16 protein-coding genes are annotated in these 22,250 nt (G+C 74.4%); 8 read left to right on the top strand and 8 right to left on the bottom strand.

From position 1 onward, the window contains the following. Positions 1-2: 2 nt before the first annotated feature. Positions 3-1,277, bottom strand: coding sequence for an SAV2148 family HEPN domain-containing protein (locus tag ACIBCA_RS22635; RefSeq protein WP_396284757.1), 1,275 nt, complete (start codon positions 1,275-1,277; stop codon positions 3-5). 307 nt (positions 1,278-1,584) lie between these two features. Here ACIBCA_RS22635 and glgX point away from each other — a divergent pair, with 307 nt between their 5' ends. From glgX to treZ, 3 genes are all read left to right on the top strand, one after another. Then, positions 1,585-3,783, top strand: a complete 2,199-nt coding sequence (gene glgX / locus ACIBCA_RS22640) for a glycogen debranching protein GlgX (protein ID WP_396284758.1) — start codon at positions 1,585-1,587, stop codon at positions 3,781-3,783. Between the two features lie 82 nt (positions 3,784-3,865). Then, positions 3,866-6,364: a malto-oligosyltrehalose synthase gene (treY, locus tag ACIBCA_RS22645; protein ID WP_396284759.1), complete on the top strand. Its 2,499-nt coding sequence runs from the start codon at positions 3,866-3,868 to the stop codon at positions 6,362-6,364. Positions 6,365-6,366: 2 nt separating this feature from the next. After that, positions 6,367-8,121, top strand: coding sequence for a malto-oligosyltrehalose trehalohydrolase (gene treZ / locus ACIBCA_RS22650; protein WP_396284760.1), 1,755 nt, complete (start codon positions 6,367-6,369; stop codon positions 8,119-8,121). Here treZ and ACIBCA_RS22655 read toward each other — a convergent pair. Then, complete coding sequence (locus ACIBCA_RS22655; RefSeq protein ID WP_396284761.1) at positions 8,109-9,008, bottom strand: transketolase family protein; 900 nt, start codon at positions 9,006-9,008, stop codon at positions 8,109-8,111. The two genes, treZ and ACIBCA_RS22655, sit on opposite strands and share 13 nt — an antisense overlap. 105 nt (positions 9,009-9,113) lie before the next feature. Further along, positions 9,114-9,764, bottom strand: a complete 651-nt coding sequence (locus ACIBCA_RS22660; RefSeq protein WP_396285007.1) for a transketolase — start codon at positions 9,762-9,764, stop codon at positions 9,114-9,116. A 156-nt stretch (positions 9,765-9,920) separates the two neighbouring features. Between ACIBCA_RS22660 and soxR the strand changes: the two genes are divergently transcribed. Then, on the top strand, positions 9,921-10,439 hold the full coding sequence (gene soxR / locus ACIBCA_RS22665) for a redox-sensitive transcriptional activator SoxR (RefSeq protein WP_396284762.1): 519 nt from the start codon (positions 9,921-9,923) through the stop codon (positions 10,437-10,439). Positions 10,440-10,454: 15 nt separating this feature from the next. Here soxR and ACIBCA_RS22670 read toward each other — a convergent pair whose 3' ends face one another. Further along, on the bottom strand, positions 10,455-12,146 hold the full coding sequence (locus tag ACIBCA_RS22670; protein WP_396284763.1) for a DUF885 domain-containing protein: 1,692 nt from the start codon (positions 12,144-12,146) through the stop codon (positions 10,455-10,457). Positions 12,147-12,233: 87 nt separating this feature from the next. Here ACIBCA_RS22670 and ACIBCA_RS22675 point away from each other — a divergent pair, with 87 nt between their 5' ends. After that, positions 12,234-13,157, top strand: a complete 924-nt coding sequence (locus ACIBCA_RS22675) for a phosphotransferase family protein (RefSeq protein ID WP_396284764.1) — start codon at positions 12,234-12,236, stop codon at positions 13,155-13,157. Positions 13,158-13,485: 328 nt separating this feature from the next. Here the strand turns inward: ACIBCA_RS22675 and ACIBCA_RS22680 are convergent, their stop codons facing one another. Genes ACIBCA_RS22680 through ACIBCA_RS22690 form a run of 3 tightly spaced genes read right to left on the bottom strand, consistent with a single transcriptional unit; the run spans position 13,486 to position 15,611 of the window. Continuing rightward, positions 13,486-14,049, bottom strand: a complete 564-nt coding sequence (locus ACIBCA_RS22680; protein ID WP_396284765.1) for a GNAT family N-acetyltransferase — start codon at positions 14,047-14,049, stop codon at positions 13,486-13,488. 59 nt (positions 14,050-14,108) lie between these two features. After that, positions 14,109-14,900 (bottom strand): hypothetical protein, encoded by a 792-nt coding sequence (locus ACIBCA_RS22685; protein ID WP_396284766.1) that lies wholly within the window; start codon positions 14,898-14,900, stop codon positions 14,109-14,111. 39 nt (positions 14,901-14,939) lie between these two features. Next, positions 14,940-15,611, bottom strand: coding sequence for a formylglycine-generating enzyme family protein (locus tag ACIBCA_RS22690; protein ID WP_396284767.1), 672 nt, complete (start codon positions 15,609-15,611; stop codon positions 14,940-14,942). A 187-nt stretch (positions 15,612-15,798) separates the two neighbouring features. Here ACIBCA_RS22690 and ACIBCA_RS22695 point away from each other — a divergent pair, with 187 nt between their 5' ends. The 3 genes from ACIBCA_RS22695 to ACIBCA_RS22705 all read left to right on the top strand — a co-directional run bounded on the left by ACIBCA_RS22695 (position 15,799) and on the right by ACIBCA_RS22705 (position 20,595). Next, complete coding sequence (locus ACIBCA_RS22695; protein ID WP_396284768.1) at positions 15,799-16,230, top strand: SRPBCC family protein; 432 nt, start codon at positions 15,799-15,801, stop codon at positions 16,228-16,230. A gap of 128 nt (positions 16,231-16,358) precedes the next feature. Further along, entirely contained in the window at positions 16,359-17,573 is a 1,215-nt protein-coding gene (locus ACIBCA_RS22700) for a glycosyltransferase (RefSeq protein WP_396284769.1), read from the top strand. A 112-nt stretch (positions 17,574-17,685) separates the two neighbouring features. After that, positions 17,686-20,595 (top strand): AfsR/SARP family transcriptional regulator, encoded by a 2,910-nt coding sequence (locus ACIBCA_RS22705; protein WP_396284770.1) that lies wholly within the window; start codon positions 17,686-17,688, stop codon positions 20,593-20,595. A gap of 50 nt (positions 20,596-20,645) precedes the next feature. On the opposite strand, the gene ACIBCA_RS22710 is transcribed toward ACIBCA_RS22705, so the two are convergent. Then, a complete protein-coding gene (locus tag ACIBCA_RS22710; protein WP_396284771.1) occupies positions 20,646-22,247 on the bottom strand; it encodes an FG-GAP-like repeat-containing protein in 1,602 nt (533 codons plus the stop codon). Between the last annotated feature and the right edge of the window lie 3 nt (positions 22,248-22,250).

The following is a 22,250-nucleotide window of genomic DNA, read 5'->3' on the forward strand; positions in this document are numbered from 1 at the left end:
TTTCAGGAGACGGGACGGGAGTCGTCCCAGGCGCCCTCGAACTCCTCGCGGTAGACCTCCAGCAGGCCCGGTTCGGTGCCGCCGGTCTGCTGGCCCGCGCCGCCGCGCAGGACGAGCGCCGGGGACTCCATGCCCCGGGCGCGGCGCAGGTAGTGCTGGATGACGCCGAGGTCGCGGCTCTGGCGGCGCCCGGCGACGGGGCCGGTGGGGCGGGGGCCCTCGACGAGGTAGGCGGTGAAGCGCGGGGTCTCGTCGAAGACGCGGATCTCGAAGCCGCCCTGGTCGCGCAGCCGGGCCCGCACCCGGCGCACGTGCATGATGTTCATCTCGATGGAGCGCGACAACTCGCCCCGCCCGAGGCCGAGTTCGCGCTCGCGGCGGCGGACGGCGCTGCTGGCGGGGTTGAGGAAGAGCAGCCGGACGCGGCAGCCGTCCCCGGCCAGGCGGACGAGGCGCTTGCCGGTGTAGTTCTGGCAGAGCATGCCGAGGCCGATGCCGAGGGCGTCCAGGCGGCGGGCGCCGTCGAGGAGATCCTCGACGGGAAGGTCGCGCTGGAGCCGTACGCGGTCGGCGTGGACGGCGACGACGTCCGCGTAGCGCCCGGCGACGAGGGACTCCACGACGTCGGCGGGCACGCCCCCGGCGCCGCCGTCGAGGACGGCGAGCAGGCGGGCGGCGGCGCGTTCGGTCTGGGCGAGGACGGTGCCGGTCAGGACGCGGTTGCGGGAGACGACGTGGCGGGCCACCTCCAGTTCGTCCAGGGCGAGTTCGATCTCGCGCCGGTCGGCGAGGAACGGCTCGAAGCAGGGCCAGTGCTGGACCATCAGTTCGCGCAGCTGCGGCAGGGTGAGGAAGACCAGCGGGTCGTCGTCGGCCGGGTCGAGCAGGTAGCCCTTGCGGCGGCTGACCTCCCGTACGGCGCCGGCGCGGTGGGCCCACTCCTCGCCGGCGGGGCCGGCGGCGGCGGTGACCCAGTCCTCGCCGTGGGCGGGGGCGTAGATGGGGTGCAGCACCTCGTCGACGAGGGAGCGCAGCCGCTGTTCGACGAGGTTGAGCCAGACGTAGGCGCGGCCGGAGAGGCGTACGCGCTGGTAGGCGTCCTCCCATTCGGCGGCGGACCAGGCGAGGGCGGGTATCTCGACGGGCCCGCCCTGGGCGGGCACCAGCGGGCGGCCGGTCAGGGTGGGGCGCATGACCACCGTCGGGGCCTCGCTGCGGGCGCCGCCCCGGTCGGGGCCTCCCGGCCCGGAGCCACGGCCGCCGGCGGGGAACACCATGCGCCACCTCACTGGATTGCTGATTCGTCGCTGGACCCGGCGGCGGCGAGGGGCCGTTGGCGGATCGCTGACGGATCGCCACCAGCCGGCGCGGCCGGACGATCAAGGGTACTGCCCGGCGCGAGCGGCCCGCAGCCGGATGGGCGAGGGGGCTCGCGCGCATCACCTGGGCTTCTCTTCGGACGAATACCGGCCGGACACCCGTTCGGGCGAACCCGGGCCGTGTGTCCCGGCCGCCGGGGGGAGGCTCGGGGAGTATGCCGTCTGGTTCGCCGTCACGTCTGTCGTCTAGAGAAGTCGAGGACTCATGCAGGTCTGGCCGGGCAAGCCCTACCCCCTCGGCGCCACCTACGACGGGGCCGGCACCAACTTCGCGGTGTTCTCCGAGAGCGCCGACCGGATCGAGCTGTGCCTGCTCGAGGAGGACGGCTCCGAGACCGCCGTCGAACTGCGCGAGACGGACGCCTTCGTCCGCCACGCCTACCTGCCGGGCATCCAGCCGGGCCGGCGCTACGGCTTCCGCGTGCACGGCCCGTACAACCCGGGCCTGGGCCTGCGGCACAACGCCTCCAAGCTGCTGCTGGACCCGTACGCCAAGGCGATGAGCGGCACCGTCGACTGGGACGAGTCCGTCTACGGCTACCACTTCGGCGCGCCCGAGCGCCGCAACGACCTCGACTCGGCCCCGCACACCATGCACTCGGTGGTGATCAACCCGTACTTCGACTGGGGCACCGACCGCCCGCCGCGCACCGACTACCACCGCACCGTCATCTACGAGGCCCACGTGAAGGGCCTGACCCGGCTGCACCCGGGCATCCCCGAGGAGATCCGGGGCACGTACGCGGGCCTGGCGCACCCGGCGGTGATCGAGCACCTGGCGAAACTGGGCGTCACCGCGATCGAGCTGATGCCGGTGCACCAGTTCGTCCGGGACCACCGGCTGCGGGACCTGGGCCTGGCCAACTACTGGGGCTACAACACCGTCGGCTTCTTCGCCCCGCACTCCTCCTACTCCTCCACCGGCGACCGGGGCCAGCAGGTGCAGGAGTTCAAGTCGATGGTGAAGGCGCTGCACGCGGCCGGGATCGAGGTGATCCTCGACGTGGTCTACAACCACACCGCCGAGGGCAACCACCTGGGCCCGACGCTGTCCCTGCGCGGCCTGGACAACGTGTCCTACTACCGCCTCGCCCGCGACCAGCGCTTCTACGAGGACACCACCGGCACCGGCAACAGCCTGCTGATGCGCAGCCCGCACGTGCTCCAGCTGATCATGGACTCGCTGCGCTACTGGGTCACCGAGATGCACGTGGACGGCTTCCGCTTCGACCTCGCCGCCACCCTGGCCCGGCAGTTCCACGAGGTCGACCGGCTCTCCTCCTTCTTCGACCTCGTCCAGCAGGACCCGGTGGTCTCCCAGGCCAAGCTGATCGCCGAGCCCTGGGACCTCGGCGAGGGCGGCTACCAGGTCGGCAACTTCCCTCCGCTGTGGACGGAGTGGAACGGCATGTACCGGGACACCGTGCGCGACCTGTGGCGCGGCGAGAACGCCACGCTCGCCGAGTTCGGCTCCCGGCTCACCGGCTCCTCCGACCTCTACCAGGACGACGGCCGCCGGCCCATCGCCTCCATCAACTTCGTGACCTGCCACGACGGTTTCACCCTGCGCGACCTGGTCTCGTACAACGAGAAGCACAACGAGGCCAACGGCGAGGACAACCGGGACGGCGAGTCCTTCAACCGCTCCTGGAACTGCGGCGTCGAGGGCCCCAGCGAGGACCCGGCGGTGGAGGAGCTGCGGGCGCGCCAGCAGCGCAACTTCATCGCCACCCTGATGCTCTCCCAGGGCGTGCCGATGCTCTCCCACGGGGACGAGCTGGGCCGCACCCAGCTGGGCAACAACAACACCTACTGCCAGGACGGCGAGCTGAGCTGGGTGCACTGGCCGGAGACGGACGGGCCCGCGTCGCGGCTGCTGGAGTTCACCCAGGGGATGATCTGGCTGCGCCGCGACCACCCGGTGTTCCGGCGGCGGCGCTTCTTCCACGGGCGGCCGGTGTCGGGCCGGGCGGTGTCGGGCCAGGGGGTGTCGGGTCAGGGGGCGTCGGGTCAGGGGGCGTCGGGTCAGGCGGTCTCCGCTTCGGGTGGGTACGACGATCTGACCGACATCGCCTGGTTCACCCCGGCCGGGGAGGAGATGACCAAGCGCAACTGGGGCGTCGGCTACGCCAAGTCGCTGACGGTGTTCCTCAACGGGTACGCCATCTCGGAGCCGGACCGGCGGGGCGGGCGGATCGTCGACGACTCGTTCCTGCTGATGTTCAACGCGCACTTCGAGCCGCTGGAGTTCACCGTGCCGGCCGACCACGGGCAGGAGTGGCAGGTGGTGGTCGACACGGCGCAGCCCTCGCTGCCGGCGCCGGGCACGGGGGCGACGGTCAAGGCCGGGGACACGCTGTGGCTGACCGACCGGTCGCTGATGGTGCTGCAGCGCCCGGCGTAGCGGTCATGTGGGAATCCGGCGGTCACCTGTTCGGGCCATCAGCGGGTCTTGGCCGCGGGCCCGGACGGGTACCTATGGAGGCATGACCTCCGACGCCGAGCCCGCCCAGGCCCGCCCGGACGACGTCCCCATGGCTCCCGCCGCTGCTCCGGCCGCCTTTCCGACCGCCCATCCCACCGCCCTTCCGACCGACTTTCCGACCGACTTTCCGACCGCCAGCTACCGGCTCCAGCTCCAGCCCGGCTTCACCCTGCGCGACGCCACCGCCGCCGTCCCCTACCTGGCCGCCCTCGGCGTCTCCCACCTGCACCTGTCCCCGCTGCTGGAGGCCGCCCCCGGCTCCACCCACGGCTACGACACCGTCGACCACACCCGGATCAGCGAGCAGCTCGGCGGTGAGGCGGCCCTGCGCGCCCTCGCCGCCGAGGCGCACCGGCACGGCCTGCGGCTGATCGCCGACGTGGTGCCCAACCACATGGCCGTGCCCGTGCCCGAGCGGCTCAACCGGCCGCTGTGGGAGGTGCTGCGCGAGGGGCCCGACTCTCCGTACGCGCGCTGGTTCGACATCGACTGGACGGCGCAGAGCGGGCCCGCCGACGCCCCCGGGCGCGGTCGGGTGCTGCTGCCCGTGCTCGGCGACCGGCTCGGCGCCGTGCTCGACCAGCTGGTCGTCGACGGCGAGGTGCTGCGCTACCACGGGCACGAGCTGCCGCTGCGCCCCGGGACTTCGGGGCTTGCGCCGGCGGAGCTGCTCGCCCGGCAGTGGTACCGGCTCGCCCACTGGCGCCTGGCCCGCACCGAGCTCAACTACCGGCGGTTCTTCACCGTCAACGAGCTGATCGCGGTGCGCGTCGAGGACCCGGAGGTGTTCGCCGCCACCCACGCCGTGCTGCTGCGGCTGCACCGCGAGGGCGTCCTGGACGGCTTCCGGATCGACCACCCGGACGGCCTCGCCGACCCGCGCGGGTACCTGCGCCGGCTCGCGGAGGCCACCGGCGGGGCGTACGTGGTCGTCGAGAAGATCCTCACCGGCGAGGAGCACCTGCCCGCCGACTGGCCGGTGGCGGGCACCACCGGGTACGACGCGCTGCGGCGCATCGACGGGGTGCTGCTGGACGGGGCGGGCGCGCGGCGGCTGGCGGCGGCGTACCGGGAGTTCACCGGGCTGCCCCCGTCCTCGGAGGGGGTGGCCGGTGACGCGGCGGCGGCCGCGCGGCGCGGGCGGGCGGAGATGACCGCGCCGCAGGGCGAGCTGGCCGCCGAGGTCGACCGGCTGGTGCGGATCGCCCTGCGCATCGGCGCCGCCGACCCCGCGTACGCCGACCACGCGCCCTGGCAGCTGCACGCGGCGCTGCGGGCGCTGCTCACCGCGTACCCGGTGTACCGGCCGTACGTGCGGCCCGGGGAGGCGGGCGGGGACCGGCACCTGCAGTCCTGGCTGGACGCGGCCGGGGACCCGACCGAACGGCTGGTGGCGGCGCTGGCGCTCGGACTGCTGGGGCGCGGGCCGGACGAGGACGAGTTCTGCGTGCGCTTCGCGCAGACGGCCGCCGCCGTGGCCGCCAAGGGCGTGGAGGACACGGCCTTCTACCGGTGGAACGCGCTGCCGGGCCTGAACGAGGTCGGCGGCGAGCCCGGGCGGCCGGGGGTCACGCCGGAGGCGTTCCACGCCTGGTGCCGGTACCTGGAGGGGGCCTGGCCGGGCGGCATGACGGTGCTGTCCACGCACGACACCAAGCGCAGCGCCGACGCCCGGGCCCGGCTGGCGGTGCTGGCGGAGCTGCCGCAGGAGTGGGCCGCCTCGGTGTCGGAGTGGTCCGAGGCCGCAGGCCCGGACTTCTGGGACCGGGACGCCGACTGGGTGCTGTGGCACACCCTGGTGGCCGCCTGGCCGATCGGGCCGGAGCGGCTGGTCGCCGCGCTGCTCAAGGCGGCGCGCGAGGCCAAGGTGCACACCTCCTGGACTGCGCCCCGCGAGCCGTACGAGCGGGCGCTGGAGGAGCGGGCCCGCGCGGTGTACGACTCGCCCGCGCTGCTGGGCCGGATCGAGGAGCGGGTGCGCGCCCTCGCCCCGTACGCCCGGGCCAACACGCTCGGCGCCGCGCTGCTGCACCTGACCGTCCCGGGCGTGCCCGACCTCTACCAGGGCGGCGAGGAGCCGCTGTACACCCTCGTCGACCCGGACAACCGGGGCGTCGTCGACCTCGGCGCGCTCGCCGTGCGGCTCACCGACTCCGCCGCCGCGCGCCCCGGCGACCTCGCCCGGGAGAAGCTGCACCTGACCACCACCGCCCTGCACCTGCGGCGGTCCCGGGCGCTCGGGCCGTACCGGGCGCTGGCCGCGCCCGCGCACCTCCTGGCGTTCGCCCGGGGCGATGGCGTGGTCACCGCCGTCACCCGGCTCCCGTACGGGCTGGAGCGCTCCGGCGGCTGGGGCGACGCCGTCCTCGACCTGCCGGACGGCGGGCCGTGGACGGAGGAGTTGACGCAGCGCGGCTTCCCGGCGGGGCCGGTGCCCGTCGCGGACCTGCTGGCGGTGTACCCGGTGGCGCTGCTGACTCGCGAGGGACGAAGGGGCTGAGCATGGCGGTCTACGAGGTGTGGGCGCCCGCGGCTGCCGACCGGGTGACGGTCGAAGTCGAGGGCTTCGAGCACGAGTTGGCCCGCTGCACGGGCCGGGAGGGGTGGTGGTCGGGAGAGGCGCCCGAGGGCGACTACGCCTTCCGGCTCGACGGCGGCCCGCCCCTGCCCGACCCGCGCTCGCCCCGGCAGCCGCACGGGCCGGACGGGCCCAGCCGGGCCGTCGACCACGCCGCGCACCGCTGGACCGCCACCGGCTGGCGCGGTCGGGCGCTGCCCGGCTCGGTGGTGTACGAGCTGCACGTCGGCACCTTCACCGCGCGCGGCACCTTCGACGCCGCCGCCGAACACCTCGACCACCTGGTCGAGTTGGGCGTCGACTTCGTCGAGCTGATGCCCGTCTGCCCCTTCCCCGGCCAGCACGGCTGGGGCTACGACGGGGTGTCGCTGTGGGCCGTGCACGAGCCCTACGGCGGGCCCGCCGGGCTCAAGCGCTTCGTCGACGCGGCGCACGGCCGCGGGCTCGGCGTGATCCTCGACGTGGTCCACAACCACCTCGGCCCCTCCGGCAACCACCTTCCCGCGTACGGCCCGTACTTCACCGACCGGCACCACACCCCCTGGGGATCGGCCGTCAACCTCGACGCCCCCGGCTCCGACGAAGTCCGCGCCTACCTGATCGGCAGCGCGCTGGCCTGGCTGCGCGACTACCGCCTCGACGGGCTGCGCCTGGACGCCGTGCACGCCCTCGCCGACGACCGGGCCGTCCACTTCCTGGAGGAACTGGCCGCCGAGGTCGAGAAGTTGGCGGTGACCACCAACCGGCCGCTGTTCCTGATCGCCGAGTCCGACCTCAACACCCCGCGCACCACCGCCCCGCGCGAGGCCGGCGGGCAGGGCCTCACCGCCCAGTGGAGCGACGACTTCCACCACGCCCTGCACTGCGCGCTCACCGGCGAATCCCAGGGCTACTACGGCGACTTCGCGCGCGCGCCGCTCGCCGCCCTCGCCAAGACCCTGGGGCGCGGGTACTTCCACGACGGCACCTGGTCCACCTTCCGGGGCCGCGGCCACGGGCGGCCCTTCACCCCGCTCGGCGAAGGACACCGGCTGCTCGGCTACCTCCAGACCCACGACCAGATCGGCAACCGCGCCCTCGGCGACCGCCTCTCCACCACCCTCTCCGCCGGCCGGCTCGCCTGCGGCGCCGCGCTGGTGCTCACCTCGCCGTTCACCCCGATGCTGTTCATGGGCGAGGAGTGGGGCGCGGCCACGCCCTGGCAGTACTTCACCGACCACACCGACCCGGGCCTCGCCGAAGCCGTCCGGCAGGGGCGGCGGCGGGAGTTCGCCGAGCACGGCTGGGCCGCCGAGGCCGTGCCCGACCCGCAGGAGCCCGCCACCGTGCTGCGCTCCGTCCTCGACTGGACCGAGCCGCACCGCGCCCCGCACACCGAACTGCTCGACTGGTACCGGACGTTGATCCGGCTGCGGCGGGAGCGCCCGGAGCTGGGCGACCCGGACCTGGGGGCGGTGCGGGTCTCGTTCTCGGAGATCGGCCCGGGGGCGGGGTGGGTGGTGGTGCACCGGGGGCCGTACCGGGTGGCGGTCAACCTCGGGGCGGCGGAGGCGCCGCTGCCGCTGGGGAGTGCGGGGCGGGAGGTGGTGGCGGCCTTCGGGGCCTGTGAACCGGCGGGTTCCGCCGTGCGGCTGGGGGCGGAGGCGGTGGCGATCGTCCGCTGCGATCACCAGAGGTAGGTGCCGATCCGCTCGCGCAGGGAGGCCCTGTCCAGGCCGTACGCGGCCAGGTGCTCCGCCATCGAGCCGTAGTGGCGGTGCTCGGCGCGCGGCACGCCAAGGGCCAGCACCCGGTGCGCGCGGTCGGCCAGGGCCTCGTGCACGGCGTGCGCCGAGGTGCCCTCCAGGTACGGCTCCACCAGCACCACGTCCGGGCGCTCGCCGACCGCCGCGCGCAGGGCCGCCGTGTCGAAGGGGCGCACCGTCGCCGCGTACAGCACCGTCGCGTCCAGGCCCTCGGTGGCGGCGAGCACCGCGTCCAGCATCGGACCGACGGCGATCACCACGGCGCCGGCCTTCCGGGCGGTGCGGACGGTGGTGAAGCGGCCGGGCTCCACCGCGAGCGCGGTGGCGTTCTGCTGGTTGGAGAGGCGGACGTAGACGTTGCGGTCGCCGTCCGCGTAGGCGTGGCGCAGCAGGCGCTCGGCCTCGTCCGGATGCCCGGGGACGTGGACCGTCCAGTCCGGCAGGGTGTCCAGCAGCGCCACGTCCCCCGGGGACATGTGGGTGCGGCCGGCCGCCGGGTTGTCGTAGGAGCCGCCCGCGCTCACCAGCACGGCGCCGACGCCCTGGTGGACCAGGCTCAACTTGACCTGCTCGAAGGGGCGTTCCACCAGGAAGCTGGCGAAGGTGTGGGCGATCGGGCGCATCCCGGTCAGGGCCAGGCCGCCCGCCGCGCCGATCAGCAGCTGCTCACGGATGCCGACGTTGACCACCCGGTCGGGGTGACGCTCCCGGGCCGGCTCGAAGGAGGCCGCGGAGATGTCGGCCAGCACGAGGGCCAGGCGGGGGTCCTCGTCGAGCAGGTGGGTGGTGACGTCGATGAAGCGTTCGCGCATGGTGTCCACGGGTGGGGCCTTTCGGGGGTGTCCGGCTGCGGGTTGCTGCGGGTTGTTGTGGGTTGTTGTGGGCTTCTCGGGCTCAGGAGTTCTTGGGCTCAGGAGCTCTCAGGCTCAGGAGCTCTTGGGCTCGACGCGGGCGACCACGACGTGCGGGCGGCCCGGGTGTTCGACGGTGAAGGCGCGGTGCAGGGCCTCGTGGTCGCGGCCGTCCACCGTCTCGGCCGACCAGCCGGCGGCGGCGAAGCGCTGGGCGATGCCGCCCTGCCAGCCGTGCGTGGCCGAGGAGTTGTCGATCACCACCGCGTGCAGCCGCTCCAGGCCGTACGCACCGGCGAAGGCGACCGCCTCGTGGTTGGAGCCCTCGTCGAACTCGGCGTCGCCGATCAGCACCCACACCGCCGGGTCCGCCAGCCCCTGCGCCCGCAGGCCCAGCGCCGTGCCGACCGCCAGCGGCAGGCCCTGGCCGAGCGAACCGGAGGAGATCTCCACCCCGGGGAGCAGCATCCGGTCCGGGTGGTAGCCGAGCGGGGAGTCGTAGCCGCCGAAGCTCGGCAGCACCTCGGGGTCGAGGAAGCCCTTGGCCGCGAGCACCGCGTAGTAGGCCATCGGGCCGTGGCCCTTGGAGAGGAGGAACCGGTCGCGGCCCTGCGCCCCGGCCGTGGCCGGGGAGACCCGGAGCACCCGGTCGTACAGCACCCAGAGCGCGTCCAGGGTGGAGGTGGCGGCGGGGTCGTGCTTCTCGTCGCCGGTCATCAGGGACATCAGCTTCGGGATGTCCTCGAAACGGGCCTCCTTCGCTGCGTTCGTCGCCGTGTTCGTCGCCGTCTTCGTTGCCGTGTTCGTCGCCGTCTGCGTCGTCATGCCACTGATCGTGCAACCTCAAGCGAACTTGAGGTCAAGCGGCTACAGTGAGTACCCATGAGCGAGACCCCCGGCCCCCGGCACAGCGACCTGCTCACCATCGGGCAGCTCGGAAAACGCAGCGGCCTGGCCGCCTCCGCGCTGCGCTACTACGAGAGCCTCGGGCTCATCGAGGCCACCCGCACCACCGGCGGCCAGCGCCGCTACACCCGCGCCACCCTGCGCCGCATCGCCTTCGTCCGCGCCGCCCAGCGCGTGGGCCTCTCCCTCGACGAGGCCCGCACCGCCCTCGACCGCCTCCCCGAGCGGCCCGCCCCCAGCGGCGCCGAATGGGACGCGGTCGCCGCCTCCTGGCAGAACCGCATCGACGAGCAGATCGCCGAACTCGAACGCCTCAAGTCCAAGCTCACCGGCTGCATCGGCTGCGGCTGCCTCTCCCTCACCCGCTGCGCCCTCTACAACCTCGGCGACCGCGCCGCCGAGGCCGGTCCCGGTGCCCGCTACCTCCTCACCCGCGACCCGGCCACCGGCCCCGAACCCACCACCCCGGACGTCACCCCCTGCGGCGCCCGCTGACCGCGCCGCTCGTGCCTACAGCGCGGCGAGCTGCTCGGCCAGGTCGTCGAGCCCGAGCGAGCCCAGGGACAGCGCCTTCATGTGCCAGGTCTTGAGGTCGAACGCGGCGCCCTGCCGCCTGCGGGCGGCCTCACGGCCCTCCAGCCAGACGCGTTCGCCGAGCTTGTAGCCGATGGCCTGGCCGGGCCAGCCGAGGTAGCGGACGATCTCGCTCTCCCGCAGTGCGGCGGGGCTGCCGTTGTACGTGGCCATGAACTCCGTGGCGAGCCCGGGGGTCCAGCGCTCGCCGGGGTGGAAGCCGGCGTCGGCCGGGACGGACAGGCCCAGGTGCATGCCGATGTCGACGATCACCCGGATGGTGCGCAGCATCTGCTGGTCGAGGAAGCCGAGGCGGTGGGCGGGCTCGGTGAGGAAGCCCAGGTCGTCCATGAGGCGCTCGGCGTACAGGGCCCAGCCCTCGATGTTGGCGCTGACCGTGCCGAGCGTGCTCTGGTAGCGGCTGAGCCGGTCGGCGACGGCCACCCACTGGGCGAGCTGCAGGTGGTGGCCGGGGACGCCCTCGTGGTACCAGGTGGTGACGAGCTGCCAGGTCGGGAAGGACGTCCGGCCGAGGGTGGGCAGGAAGGTGCGGCCCGGGCGGCTGAAGTCCAGGCTGGGGCCGTTGTAGTACGGCGCCCCGGCGCTGCCGGCCGGCGCGATCCTGGACTCCACCCGGCGCAGGGGGCCGGCGATGTCGAAGTGGGTGCCGTCGAGGGCGGCGATCGCCTCGTCCATGAGCTGCTGCAGCCAGTCGCGGATCGCCTCCTCGCCCTGGACGGCGTGGCCGTGCCGTTCCAGGTGGTCCATGGCCTCCCGGGCCCCGGCCCCGGGCAGTACGCGTTCGGCCTCGGTGTGCAGGTCGGCGGCGAGGCGGTGGAACTCGCTCCAGGCCCAGGCGTACGCCTCGTCGAGGTCGAGGTCCGCTCCGCTGTTGTAGCGCGCGGCGAGCCGGTAGCGCTCCCGTCCGACGCCGTCCGGGGTGCCGACGGTGGCGGGCGCGTACGTGTCGCGCAGCCAGTCGCGGAACCCGGCGACGGCGGCGGTGGCCCGGAGGGCGGCGGCGTCCAGTTCCCCGCGCAGCGGCTCGGGGCCGGGGGCGACGAAGTCGGCGAACCATCCTGCGCCGCCCGTACCCGGGCTACCGGCGCCTTCGCCGGTCCAGGCGGTGAGCTGGTCGACGACCGTGGCCGCCTGGCGCGGCGCGGCGAACAGCCGGCGGGCCATCCCCTCGGTGAGCGTCGCGCGGTACCCGTCGAGCGCGGCGGGCAGGTTGCGCAGCCGCCCGGCCACCGCCGCCCAGTCGTCCTCGGTGGCGGTGGGCATGTAGGTGAAGATCTCCCGCACGTGGTGGACGTGGGCGCCGATGTTGCGCAGTTGGCGGAAGTTCTCGCCCGAGTCGTGCAGGGCCAGTTCGGCGGTGAGGCGCTCGCGGAGCAGCCGCGCGCAGGACCGGTCGGCGGGGTCTTCGCCGGCGGGAGCGGCGTCCAGCGCGGCCAGGGTGCCCCGGGCGATGTCGGCGAGCGCCTCCAACCCCTCCGGGGAGCGGTCCGGCTGCCGGTCGTCGCCTGGGTGCAGGCCCAGCCAGGCGGCCTCCAGCGGGTCGTGCGCGGCCACCTGGTCGAGGTGACGGTCGGCGATGGTGCGGGCAGTGATCGTTTCATCCGTCATACCGTCATCCTGGCGCAGCCGCCCCTCCGGACGGGAGTGGGGAAAACCCTTTTGCCGGGCGGGGGTTGCCGTGCTTACGGTGCTGGGATGTTGCCGGTGGTGGAGACGGAAGAGCAGTGGGACGCCCTCGCGGACGACGAGGCGGTGCTGCGGGCCGGGGCCGAGGACCTGTGCGCGCGGCTGGGGCTCGGCGGGGCGCCGCTGGAGCGGTTCGCCGAGGGCTCGGTGCCGGTGTACGCGGTCGGCGGGGCGCAGGTGCTGAAGCTGTTCCCGCCGACGAGTGCGCGGGACGGGGTCGTCGAGGAGCGGGTGCTCGGCCACCTGCGGGGCGCCCTGCCGGTCCCGACCCCCGAGGTGCACGCCGCCGGGGAGTACGTCAACGGGTGGCGCTACGTGCTGATGTCCCGCCTGGCCGGCGAGGGCCTGGCCACGGCGTGGCCGCGCGTCCCGCAGGGCGAGCGGGTGCGGATCGCCCGCGAGTGCGGGCAGGCGCTGGCCGTCCTGCACGGGCTCGACCCGCAGCCGCTCGCGGACGTGCTCGGGCCCGGTGACTGGTCCGCGTTCCTGGACCGCCAGCGCGCCGGCGCCGTGCGGCGGCAGCGCGAGCGCGGGCTGTCGGAGGCGTGGCTGGAGCAGATCCCGGACTTCCTGGCCGCCGTGCCCCTCCCCCGGGCCCCGGGCCGCGCCCTGCTGCACACCGAGTTCATGCGCGAGCACCTGCTGACCGACCCGGCCGACGGCTGGCGCCTGACCGGACTGTTCGACTTCGAGCCCGCCATGATCGGCGACCCGGCCTACGACCTGGTCGCCGTCGGCCTGTTCACCACCCGCGCCGACCCGGCGCTCCTCGGACACCTCCTCGACGGCTACGGGCGCGGAGTCGACCCACGGCTGGTGATGGCGTACACCCTGCTGCACGTGTACAGCCACCTGCCGTGGTACCTGCGGGAGTTGAAGCCCTCGGCGACCACCCTGAACGGCCTCGCGCAGGAGTGGTTCGGCACCACCTGAGCGGCACCGCGCCGAACACCGAGCCGAGCACGGCGCCGCCGCGCACCGTACGACGGACACGGCCGGGCCCCACCACGCCAGGAACCACTGCCGAAACGACCGGCGGAACGACCGACGGAACGGCCGGCGGAACGACCGGCGGAACGACCGAACGAGACGCTGCATGACGAAGACCCCCTCCCGCGAAGGCCCCGTCGGCCTCCGCTCAAGTGCCTCCAAGATTGACGGCTCGCGCCCATTCGCACATGTCCCGATCAGCACATCCTGAGCTGCGAAAACGCCCTTGGCCCCTGCCGATCGGCAGGGGCCAAGGGCAAGGGCGGCACGCTCAGAGCCCCGGCCGCGGATCGGTGCGCAGCAGCCCGTAGCGGACGACGTCGCGCCACTCGCCCGCCCGGAACACCGCGGCCCGCTGCACGCCCTCCCGGAGGAAGCCGCACTTCTCCAGGGCCCGCTGCTCGGCGAGGTTGCCCGTCTCGGTGTCCGCCTCCAGGCGCATCACCGGCGAGTGGGCGAACAGGTACTCCACGAGCAGCTGTTGGGCCCGCGTCCCGATCCCCCGCCCGCGCGCCGCGGGCAGCAGCTGCACCCCGATGTTCCAGTGGCGCGAGACCGCCCGCGCACCGGCGCGCCGGGCGGCGACGAACCCGATGAACTCCCCGGCCGTACCCGAGTCGACACCGGAGGCAGAACCGGCACCGGCACCGGCACGAACCGCCAGCATGAGCCGTTCCTCGCCGAGCAGCCCGTCCTCCGCCCACTCCCGCCGGAACCTCCCCGGGCTGCTCCAGCCGAACCACTGGAACTCCCCCAGCGCCTCCGGGTCGCCCGTCAGCACGACCAGCCGCGCGAGGTCGCCCTCGGCCATCGGGCCCAACCTGATCTCGTCCATGCCCGCGCCAACGTCGCCGGCGGCCCGACGGTTCCACGGCACCGAGCCGGAACCGGCGTTCAGAACGCGGGCGGGACGTACGGCGCCACCGCCAGCACGGCACTCGCCCGGACCTGCGCGAAGTAGGCGGCGCAGTTGCCCTCCCCGATCAGCGGCACGACGGTGTCGAGGTCGGCGATGCTCCGCCACAGGTAGGCCACGTGGTCGTCGTCGAGGCCGCCGTTCATCTCCCGGTGGACCAGCCCGGCGACGTTCATGTCCAGCATGATCAGATCCACGCCCGCGATCTCCACCCCGGCGAAGCCCGGCGGGAAGGGCACGCTGCGCAACTCGTCCCAGTGGGCTTCGAGTTGCTCCACGCGAGTCGCCTTCCTCGGCTCCTCGCGCGGCCCGGTCACCAGCGCGACGGCCTCGAAGACGGACCGGAGCAGGTTGAGCGCTCCGCCTGCGGGGAGGTCGGAGCCGGTGACCGCGCCGCTCGCGATCCGCTCGCGCACCCGCCGCCCGCGGTCGAGTTCACCGGCGAGCTCCGGCGCGACCAGCCCCGATGCGAGGGCCCGCGCGATCAGGCCGTCCAGCGGCTCCTCGACGCCCAGCGCCTCGGCGAAGGCACGCTCCAGGCCGTACAGGAAGTGCAGGACGGCGACGGTGGCGAACTCGTAGCGGTAGAAGGCGTGCACCATCAGCTCACGGGCGGTCTCCAGCGCGCTCCTCACCGACGCGGACACCTCCGCGGGCGGAACCAGGCCGGCGACCAGCGCCCGCATGCCCGAGTAGTCGAACGCGAGCGAGCCGGAGCGCGGATCCGGCGGCGGGGGCGGGGGCGGGACCAGGGGCGGAACAAGCGTCACCCGTGCAGTCTTCCCACCCGAACCCGTGGGCACCACCGGTTATTTCGCTCCCGAACCAGAGCCGCCCGGGCCTACCGCGCCGACCGACCGGGCGAGCCGGAACCCCACGTCGTCGATCCGCAGCGTCGGATGGCTGCGGCGACGGACGGAGGCGCGGCAGCTCCAGTGCTCGTCGAACCAGCCGCCGCCGCGCAGCACGCGGTAACTCCCGTACACCTGGGCGTCGTAGACGTCCCAGCACCACTCCCACACGTTGCCGAGCAGGTCGTGGAAGCCGAACGCGTTGGGCGCCAGCCCGCCGACCTCGTGCGGGCGTTCGCCGGAGTTCCCCCGGTGCCAGGCGATCTCGTCGAGCGGCCCGTAGCGCGGCCCGTCGGTGCCGGCGCGGCAGGCGTGCTCCCATTCGGCCTCGGTGGGCAGGCGGTAGCCGTCCGCCGAGCGCTCCCACTCCACGTCCTCGCCGTCCACGCGGTACGCGGGCACGAGGCCCTCCTGGAGGGAGAGTTGGTTGCAGTACCGCACCGCGTCGTGCCAGGAGACACTGTCGGCGGGCCGCCGGTCGCCCGCGAGGCCCTGGTACTGCTCCCGGGTGACGGGGCAGGACGCCAGCTCGTACGGCGCGACCTCGACCCTCCAACTGCGTTGCGTGCGGCGGTCCGACAGCGTCACACGGCCGGACGGCACGGCGATCAGGCGGCCGCTCACGTCCATGACCGCCGATCCCGGTCGGCCGGGTCCAGCTCCAGCGGTTCGTCCGCCACTTCCGCGATCCAGGTCAGGAACATCATCCGGGCAGTATCCCCCGGCTCCGGACGCCACCCTGCGCCTTCTGGCGCAGGGCCCGCATGCGCCCCAGGATGGACACCCACCTGATGGATCGTCAACACGGAGCCCCGCCATGGCAGGAACGAACGTCAGCACCGTCGTCCAGGCCCCGGCCGAGCAGGTCTGGGCGCTGATCGGGGACTTCCACGGCCTCGGCACGTGGCACCCCGGGCTGCCGCCCAGCCGGCCGGGCAACGAGCTGCGCGGCAACGCGATCGGCTCGGTCCGGGTGTTCGAGTTCAACGGGGTCGTGCTGCGCGAGACCCTGCTGGCCTACGACGCGGAGCGGCGCAGCCAGACGTACGGCTTCCCGGACGGCACCTTCGCGCTGGACGGGTACCGGGCGACCCTCAGCCTCACGCCGGTCACCGAGCTCGGGGCGAGCTTCGTCGAGTGGGGCGCCGTCTTCGACGTCGACGCCGCGCACCGCGAGGAGTCGACGGCCCTGGTGCACGGGGTGTTCACGGCCGGGCCGGCGGCCCTGCGGGAGCGTTTCGGATCCTGAGGAAGCCTGAGCGCCTCCCCCTCCATTTCCAAGCTATAGCGCACCCCCGGGCTTGCGGCAAGGCCCTCCCCCTGCCGCAAAATGGCCGACCTGAGCCGGAACTCGCCGAGTTGGGGTGATTCGAGAGCATGCGTGTGCTGTTGTCGACCTGGGGGTCGCGCGGGGACGTCGAACCGCTGGCGGGCCTCGCGGTGCGCCTGCGGGAGCTGGGGGCGGAGGCGCTGGTGGCGGCGCCGCCGGACGAGGAGTTCGCGGCGCTGCTGGCGCGGGTCGGCGTGCCGATGGTGCCCTGCGGCCCGTCGGTGCGTTCCGTGGTGACGGGGACGGGCCCGGGCGCGCCCGACCCGTTCCGGCTCGCGGCCGAGCTGGTGGCCGCGCGCTTCGGCGTGCTCGCCGAGGCGGCCGAGGGCTGCGACGCCGTCCTGGCGACGGGCCTGATGCCCGCCGGGGTGCGCTCGGTGGCAGAGAAGCTCGGCATCCCGTACGTGTTCGCCTGCTTCCACCCCTTCGGGCTGCCCTCGCCGCGTTTCCTCCCGCAGCGGCGGCCGGGAAGGCCCTCGCCGGCGGACGAGACGGACAACCGGGTGCTGTGGCGCCACGACGCCGAGCGCGTGGACGCCCTGTACGGGGAGGCGCTCAACACCCACCGGGCGGCGATCGGCCTGCCGCCCGTGCCGAACGTGCGCGACCACGTGTACACCGGGCGCCCGTGGCTGGCCGCCGACCCCGTCCTGGGCCCGTGGCAGGACGCGACGGACTTCGACCTCGTCCAGACGGGCGCCTGGTTCCTGCCCGACGACCGCCCGTTCCCGCCGGAGCTGGAGGCGTTCCTGACCGCCGGCGAGCCCCCGGTGTACGTCGGCTTCGGCAGCATGGCGATGCGCACCGCGCCCGACCTCGCCCGGGACGCCGTCGAGGCCGTGCGGGCCCGGGGCCGTCGCGTGCTCCTCGGCAGCGGCTGGGCGGGCCTGGCGGCGGTCGACGAGCGGGACGACTGCCTCGTCGTCGGCGAGGTCGACCACCGGGCCCTGTTCGCCCGGGTGGCCGCCGTCGTGCACCACGGCGGCGCGGGCACCACCGCGAAGGCCGCCCTCGCGGGCGCGCCGCAGGTGATCGTGCCGCAGATCGTCGACCAGCCCCACTGGGCCGCCCGCGTCGCCGAACTCGGCATCGGCGCCGCCCACCAGGGCCCGACACCGACCACCGCCTCGCTCTCCGCCGCCCTCGCCACGGCCCTCGCACCCGCCACGGCCCGCCGGGCCCGCGAGGTGGGGGCCACGATCCGCACGGACGGCACGACGGTGGCGGCGAAGCTGCTGACGGAGCTCGCCGAAGGGCGCTGAGCGGCGCGGAATCGGTTAATCCGCTTGAACACCCCGGCCCCCCGTCCCCTACGGTGTGCATGATCAGCGCGCTCGAACACCCGGCGCAGTGCGTCGGACCGGGGGATTGACCATGCACTTCAGCCTGCTCGGCCCGCTCCTCGTCCGCGTCGGCGACCAGGAGCGGACCGTCGGCGGCGCCAAGGTCCGCACCCTGCTCGCCGTCCTCCTGCTGGAGCCCGGCCGGCCCGTCCCGCCGGACCGGCTCAAGGCCGCGCTCTGGGGTGACGCCCCGCCCGCCTCGGCGAACGCCTCGCTGCACAACATGCTGGCCCGCCTGCGCACGCAGCTGGGCGACGAACTGGGAGACGAGCACGGCGAGCGCCTGCGCTCCACTCCGCTCGGCTACCGCCTGGAGGTCGCCGAGGGCGAACTGGACACCCAGGTCTTCGGCCTGGGCGTCCGGCGCGCCCGGGAGGCGCTGCTGCGCGGGGACTGGAACGCCGTACGGCACGAGTCGGCGGCGGCCCTCGCCCTGTGGCGCGGCGTCCCGCTGGCGGAGTTCCCCGATCTGCCGCCGGCGCAGACCCCGCGCCGGCAGTGGCAGGAGGCCCGCCTGCAGGCCCTGGAGTGGCGCATCGAGGCGGAGCTGCGCCTGGGACAGGTCCAGGGCCTGGTGCCCGAGTTGACCGCTCTGACGGCCGAGCATCCGCTGCACGAAGCCTTCCACGCCCAGCTGATGCTCGCCCTGCACCGCCTCGGGCAGCGCCCCGAGGCCCTCGCCGTCCACCAGCGGCTGCGCCGGGCGCTGGTGGAGGAGTTGGGCGTCGAGCCCGGGGCCGCCGTCCGGAACGCCCACGAGCTGGTCCTGCGGGAGGAGGCCGGTGCTCCCGAGGAGGACGGTGCCCCCGAGGAGCCCGCCGGAACCGGCCGACCCCAGGCCCAACTTCCCTCCGCCGTACCAGACTTCACCGGCCGCCAGGCCGAGCTGCGCACGCTCGTCGACCTCCTCACGGCCGAGCCGGCCGAGCCGGGCCAGCCCGCCGAGCCCGCCGAGCGCTCAGGGCCCTCAGGGCCCGCCGAGCCCGCCCTCCCCCGGATCGCCGTCATCTCCGGCATGGGCGGCATCGGCAAGACCGCCCTCGCCGTCCAGGCCGCCCACGCCGTCCGCCACCACTACCCCGACGGCCAGCTCCACGCCGACCTGCGCGGCTTCGGCGCCGCCCCCGCCCGCGACCCGCACGAACTGCTCGCCGTCCTCCTCGCCGCCCTGGACCGGCGACCGGCGGGCCCCGGCGCCCCGGCGCGGCCCCTGCCCGAGGACACCGACGACCGGGCCGCCCTGCTGCGCACCGCCCTCGCCGACCGCCGCGTCCTGCTGGTGCTCGACAACGCCCGCGACGCCGCCCAGGTGGAGCCCCTGCTGCCCGGCGGCTGCCGCAGCGCGGTGATCGTCACCTCGCGCAACACCCTCCCCGACCTCCCCGCGAGCGCCCGGATCTCCCTCGGCCCGCTCGACGTCGAGGAGCAGCGCGCCCTGCTGTCCCAGCTCTGCGGCCCCGAGCGCATCCGGCAGGACCCGGACGGCGCGATGCGGCTGCTGGCCGCCTGCGCGGGCCTGCCGCTCGCCCTGCGGATCACCGGCGCCCGGCTCTCCTCCCGACCGGCCTGGAGCCCGGGCACCCTGGCCGAGCGCCTGGACGACAGCCGCGGGCGGCTGCGCGCCCTGTCAGTCGGACGGCTGGCCGTCGACACCACCTTCGCCACCAGCTACCTCGCCATCCGCGACAGCGAGGACGAGGTGGAGCGCGAGGCCGCCCGGGCCTTCCGGCTGCTGGGCCTGTGGGCGGGCCACACCCTGGGGGTCGACGCCTGCGCCGCCCTGCTGGACCGCCCCCGGGAGCAGACCGCCGACCTGCTCGAACTCCTCGCCGACGTCCACCTGCTGGAGACGCCCGAGCAGTGGCGCTACCGCTTCCACGACCTGCTCGGGGAGTTCGCCGCCGGGCGCGCCCTCGAGGAGGAGTCCGCCGGGGCCCGCGAGGCGGCCGCGCTGCGGCTGGGCGTCTGGTACGCGCTCGCCCTGGAGGCGGCCGGGACGGCCATCGACCCCGGCGGGGCACCGCGCCTGGCCGACTCCCCCGCCGCACCGGTGCCCGCCTTCAGCGACCCGCAGCACGCCCTGGACTGGTGCCGGCAGGAGCTGCCCGTCCTCAAGGAGGTCATCCGCAGGTCCGTGGACTCCTCCCGCCCCGACCTCACCTGGCGGCTGGCGATCTGGCTCATGGGGTACGCGAGCACCTTCTGGTGGACGGGCGAATGGGACGCCTGCCTGAACCTCGCCCTGGAGTCCGCCCGGAAGCACCGCGACCTGCTCGGCCAGGCGTGGACGCTGCGCCGCCTCGGCACCTCCCACGGCATGGCCTACCGCAACGACGAGGCGATCGAGGCACTCGAAGCCGCACTCGCCGTCTTCGAGGAGCACGACGACGACCCCTGCAGGGCCACGCTCCTCGCATACCTCTCCATGGCCCTCGGCCAGCAGGGTCGGTACGAGCAGGCCCTGACGTACGCGCAAAGCGCCTGGAAGCTCCACCAGGAGTCTGGTGAGGAGCAGGAGGACGGCCTGAGCGTGCGCTCCGCCCTGGCCCAGGCGCACCTGCACCACGAGGACTTCGAAGCCGCCCACACGCACTTCCGCGCCGTCCTCGAAGTCTGCCGGGCCCGGGGCAACATGACACACATCGCCATCACGCTGGGCAACCTCGGCGACTGCCTGCGCGGCCTGGGCCGGCAGGAGGACGCCTTCGCCGCCCTCGACGAGTCCCTGGCGCTGCGCCGCCGTCTGGGGGACGTGAGCGGCATCGCCGACTCCCTGATCATCACCGGCCGGGCGCACGCCCACTTCGGCCGGCCGGCCCGCGCCCGCGCCTGCTTCGAGCAGGCGGCCGAGATCAGCCGGGAGCACGACATCCCGGCCCTGCTCCAGCAGTGCCTCGACGGCCTCGATGGCCTTGAACGGCTCCGCGACGTCCGGTGCTGAACGCGCCGCCGCCCGGGGGTTGAGAACCCGGGCGGCGCGGGCGCGCCCGGTCAGCCGGTGCGGATTCCGCTGGCCACCTGGCCGAGGTCGTTCCAGCTCCCGTGGCCGTCGCCGCCGTTCCAGACGTACACGCGGGCGGCGTTGGACGGCGTGTCGGTCAGGATGTAGTCCGCGTTGCCGCCGCCGTCGAAGTCGGCGAACTGGACCAGGTCCTGGTCCGACGTCATCCCCGAGGCGACCTGGCCGAGGGTCAGCCAGCCGCCACCGGTGTCGCCGCCGCGGTTGAGCCAGACGTTGACAGCGCCGTTGGCGCCGACGACGGCGTAGTCGGCCCTGCCGTCGCCGTCGAAGTCGGCGAGGCGGACGCGGCCCGCATCGGTGGTGGTCCCCGCGGCGACCTGGCCCAGGAACTGCCAGCCGCCGTGCCCGTCACCGCCCCTGTTGAGGTAGACCTGCACCGAACCGTTCGCGTTGACGACCGCGTAGTCGGCCCTGCCGTCGCCGTCGAAGTCCGCGAGCTTCACCCGGGTGGCGTCGGCGGTGGGGCCGAGGGCGACCTGGCCGTAGTCCTGCCAGCCGCCGTGCCCGTCACCGCCCCTGTTCAGCCAGACGTGCACCGAGCCGTCGGGGCCGATCGTCTCGTAGTCGGCCCTGCCGTCGCCGTCGAAGTCGGCGAGGCGGACGCGGGTGGCGTCGGTGGTGGTCCCCGCGGCGACCTGGCCCAGGGTCTGCCAGCCGCCGTGCCCGTCACCGCCGCGGTTGAGGTAGACCTGCACCGAGCCGTCGGGGCCGATCGTCTCGTAGTCGGCCCTGCCGTCGCCGTCGAAGTCCGCGTACCGGACGGGGCCCAGCCCGCCCGAGTCGCCGGCGGTGTTCGACGCCACGGAGGCCCGCGCCGCACCGGCGGAGTACGCCTGGTCGAGGCCCGCGTAGAACGCCTGCGCCATCCGCTGGTAGCCGGCGTCGTTGGGGTGGAGGCGGTCGGCCATCTCGGCGGGGTGGGAGCGGTCGGCCGTCTCGACGGGTATCAGGGCCGGCGGGTCCACGTACCGGAAGCTGTTCCCGGCCTGGGCCTCGACCGCCTGCAACTGCCGGGCCCGGTCGTTGAAGGCGGACGGCGAGAGCTGCAGGCCCCGGGTGGTCGGGATCACGCCCTGCATGACGACCGCGACGCCGGGCCGGTCCGCGAAGATCCGGTCGACGAGGGTCTTGAGGCGGTCGGGCGCGTGGGCCGGGTCGGTGCTGCGGTCGAGGTCGTTGACCCCGATGTGCAGCAGGACGACGTCCGGGTGGGCCTCGGCGAGCCACTGGTCGATCCCGGCGCGGATGTCGTCGATCATGAAGCCGGAGTGGCCCTCGTGGGCGAGGTCGGGCAGTTGCCCGCCGGCCTGGGAGCCGACGTAGCGCACGGTGTAACGGGACTGGCTGGCGACCAGGTTCCACAGCGGGGCCCGGTACGACGACCAGGTCGAGCTGCCGGCGCCCGCGGTGATGGAGTCGCCGAGCGGCATGACGCGCAGTGAGGGCGCGGCGGGCGTGGTGGCGGTGGCAGCGGAGGTGGCAGCAGTCGTCGTGGCGTGTGCGAACGGTGCGGTGGCCGCACCGGCAAGGCCCAGCGCGGCGCTCAGGCCGAGCAGCAGGACGCGTTTCAAGGT

The organism is Kitasatospora sp. NPDC051170 (genome assembly GCF_044455705.1).
Lineage (GTDB): Bacteria > Actinomycetota > Actinomycetes > Streptomycetales > Streptomycetaceae > Kitasatospora.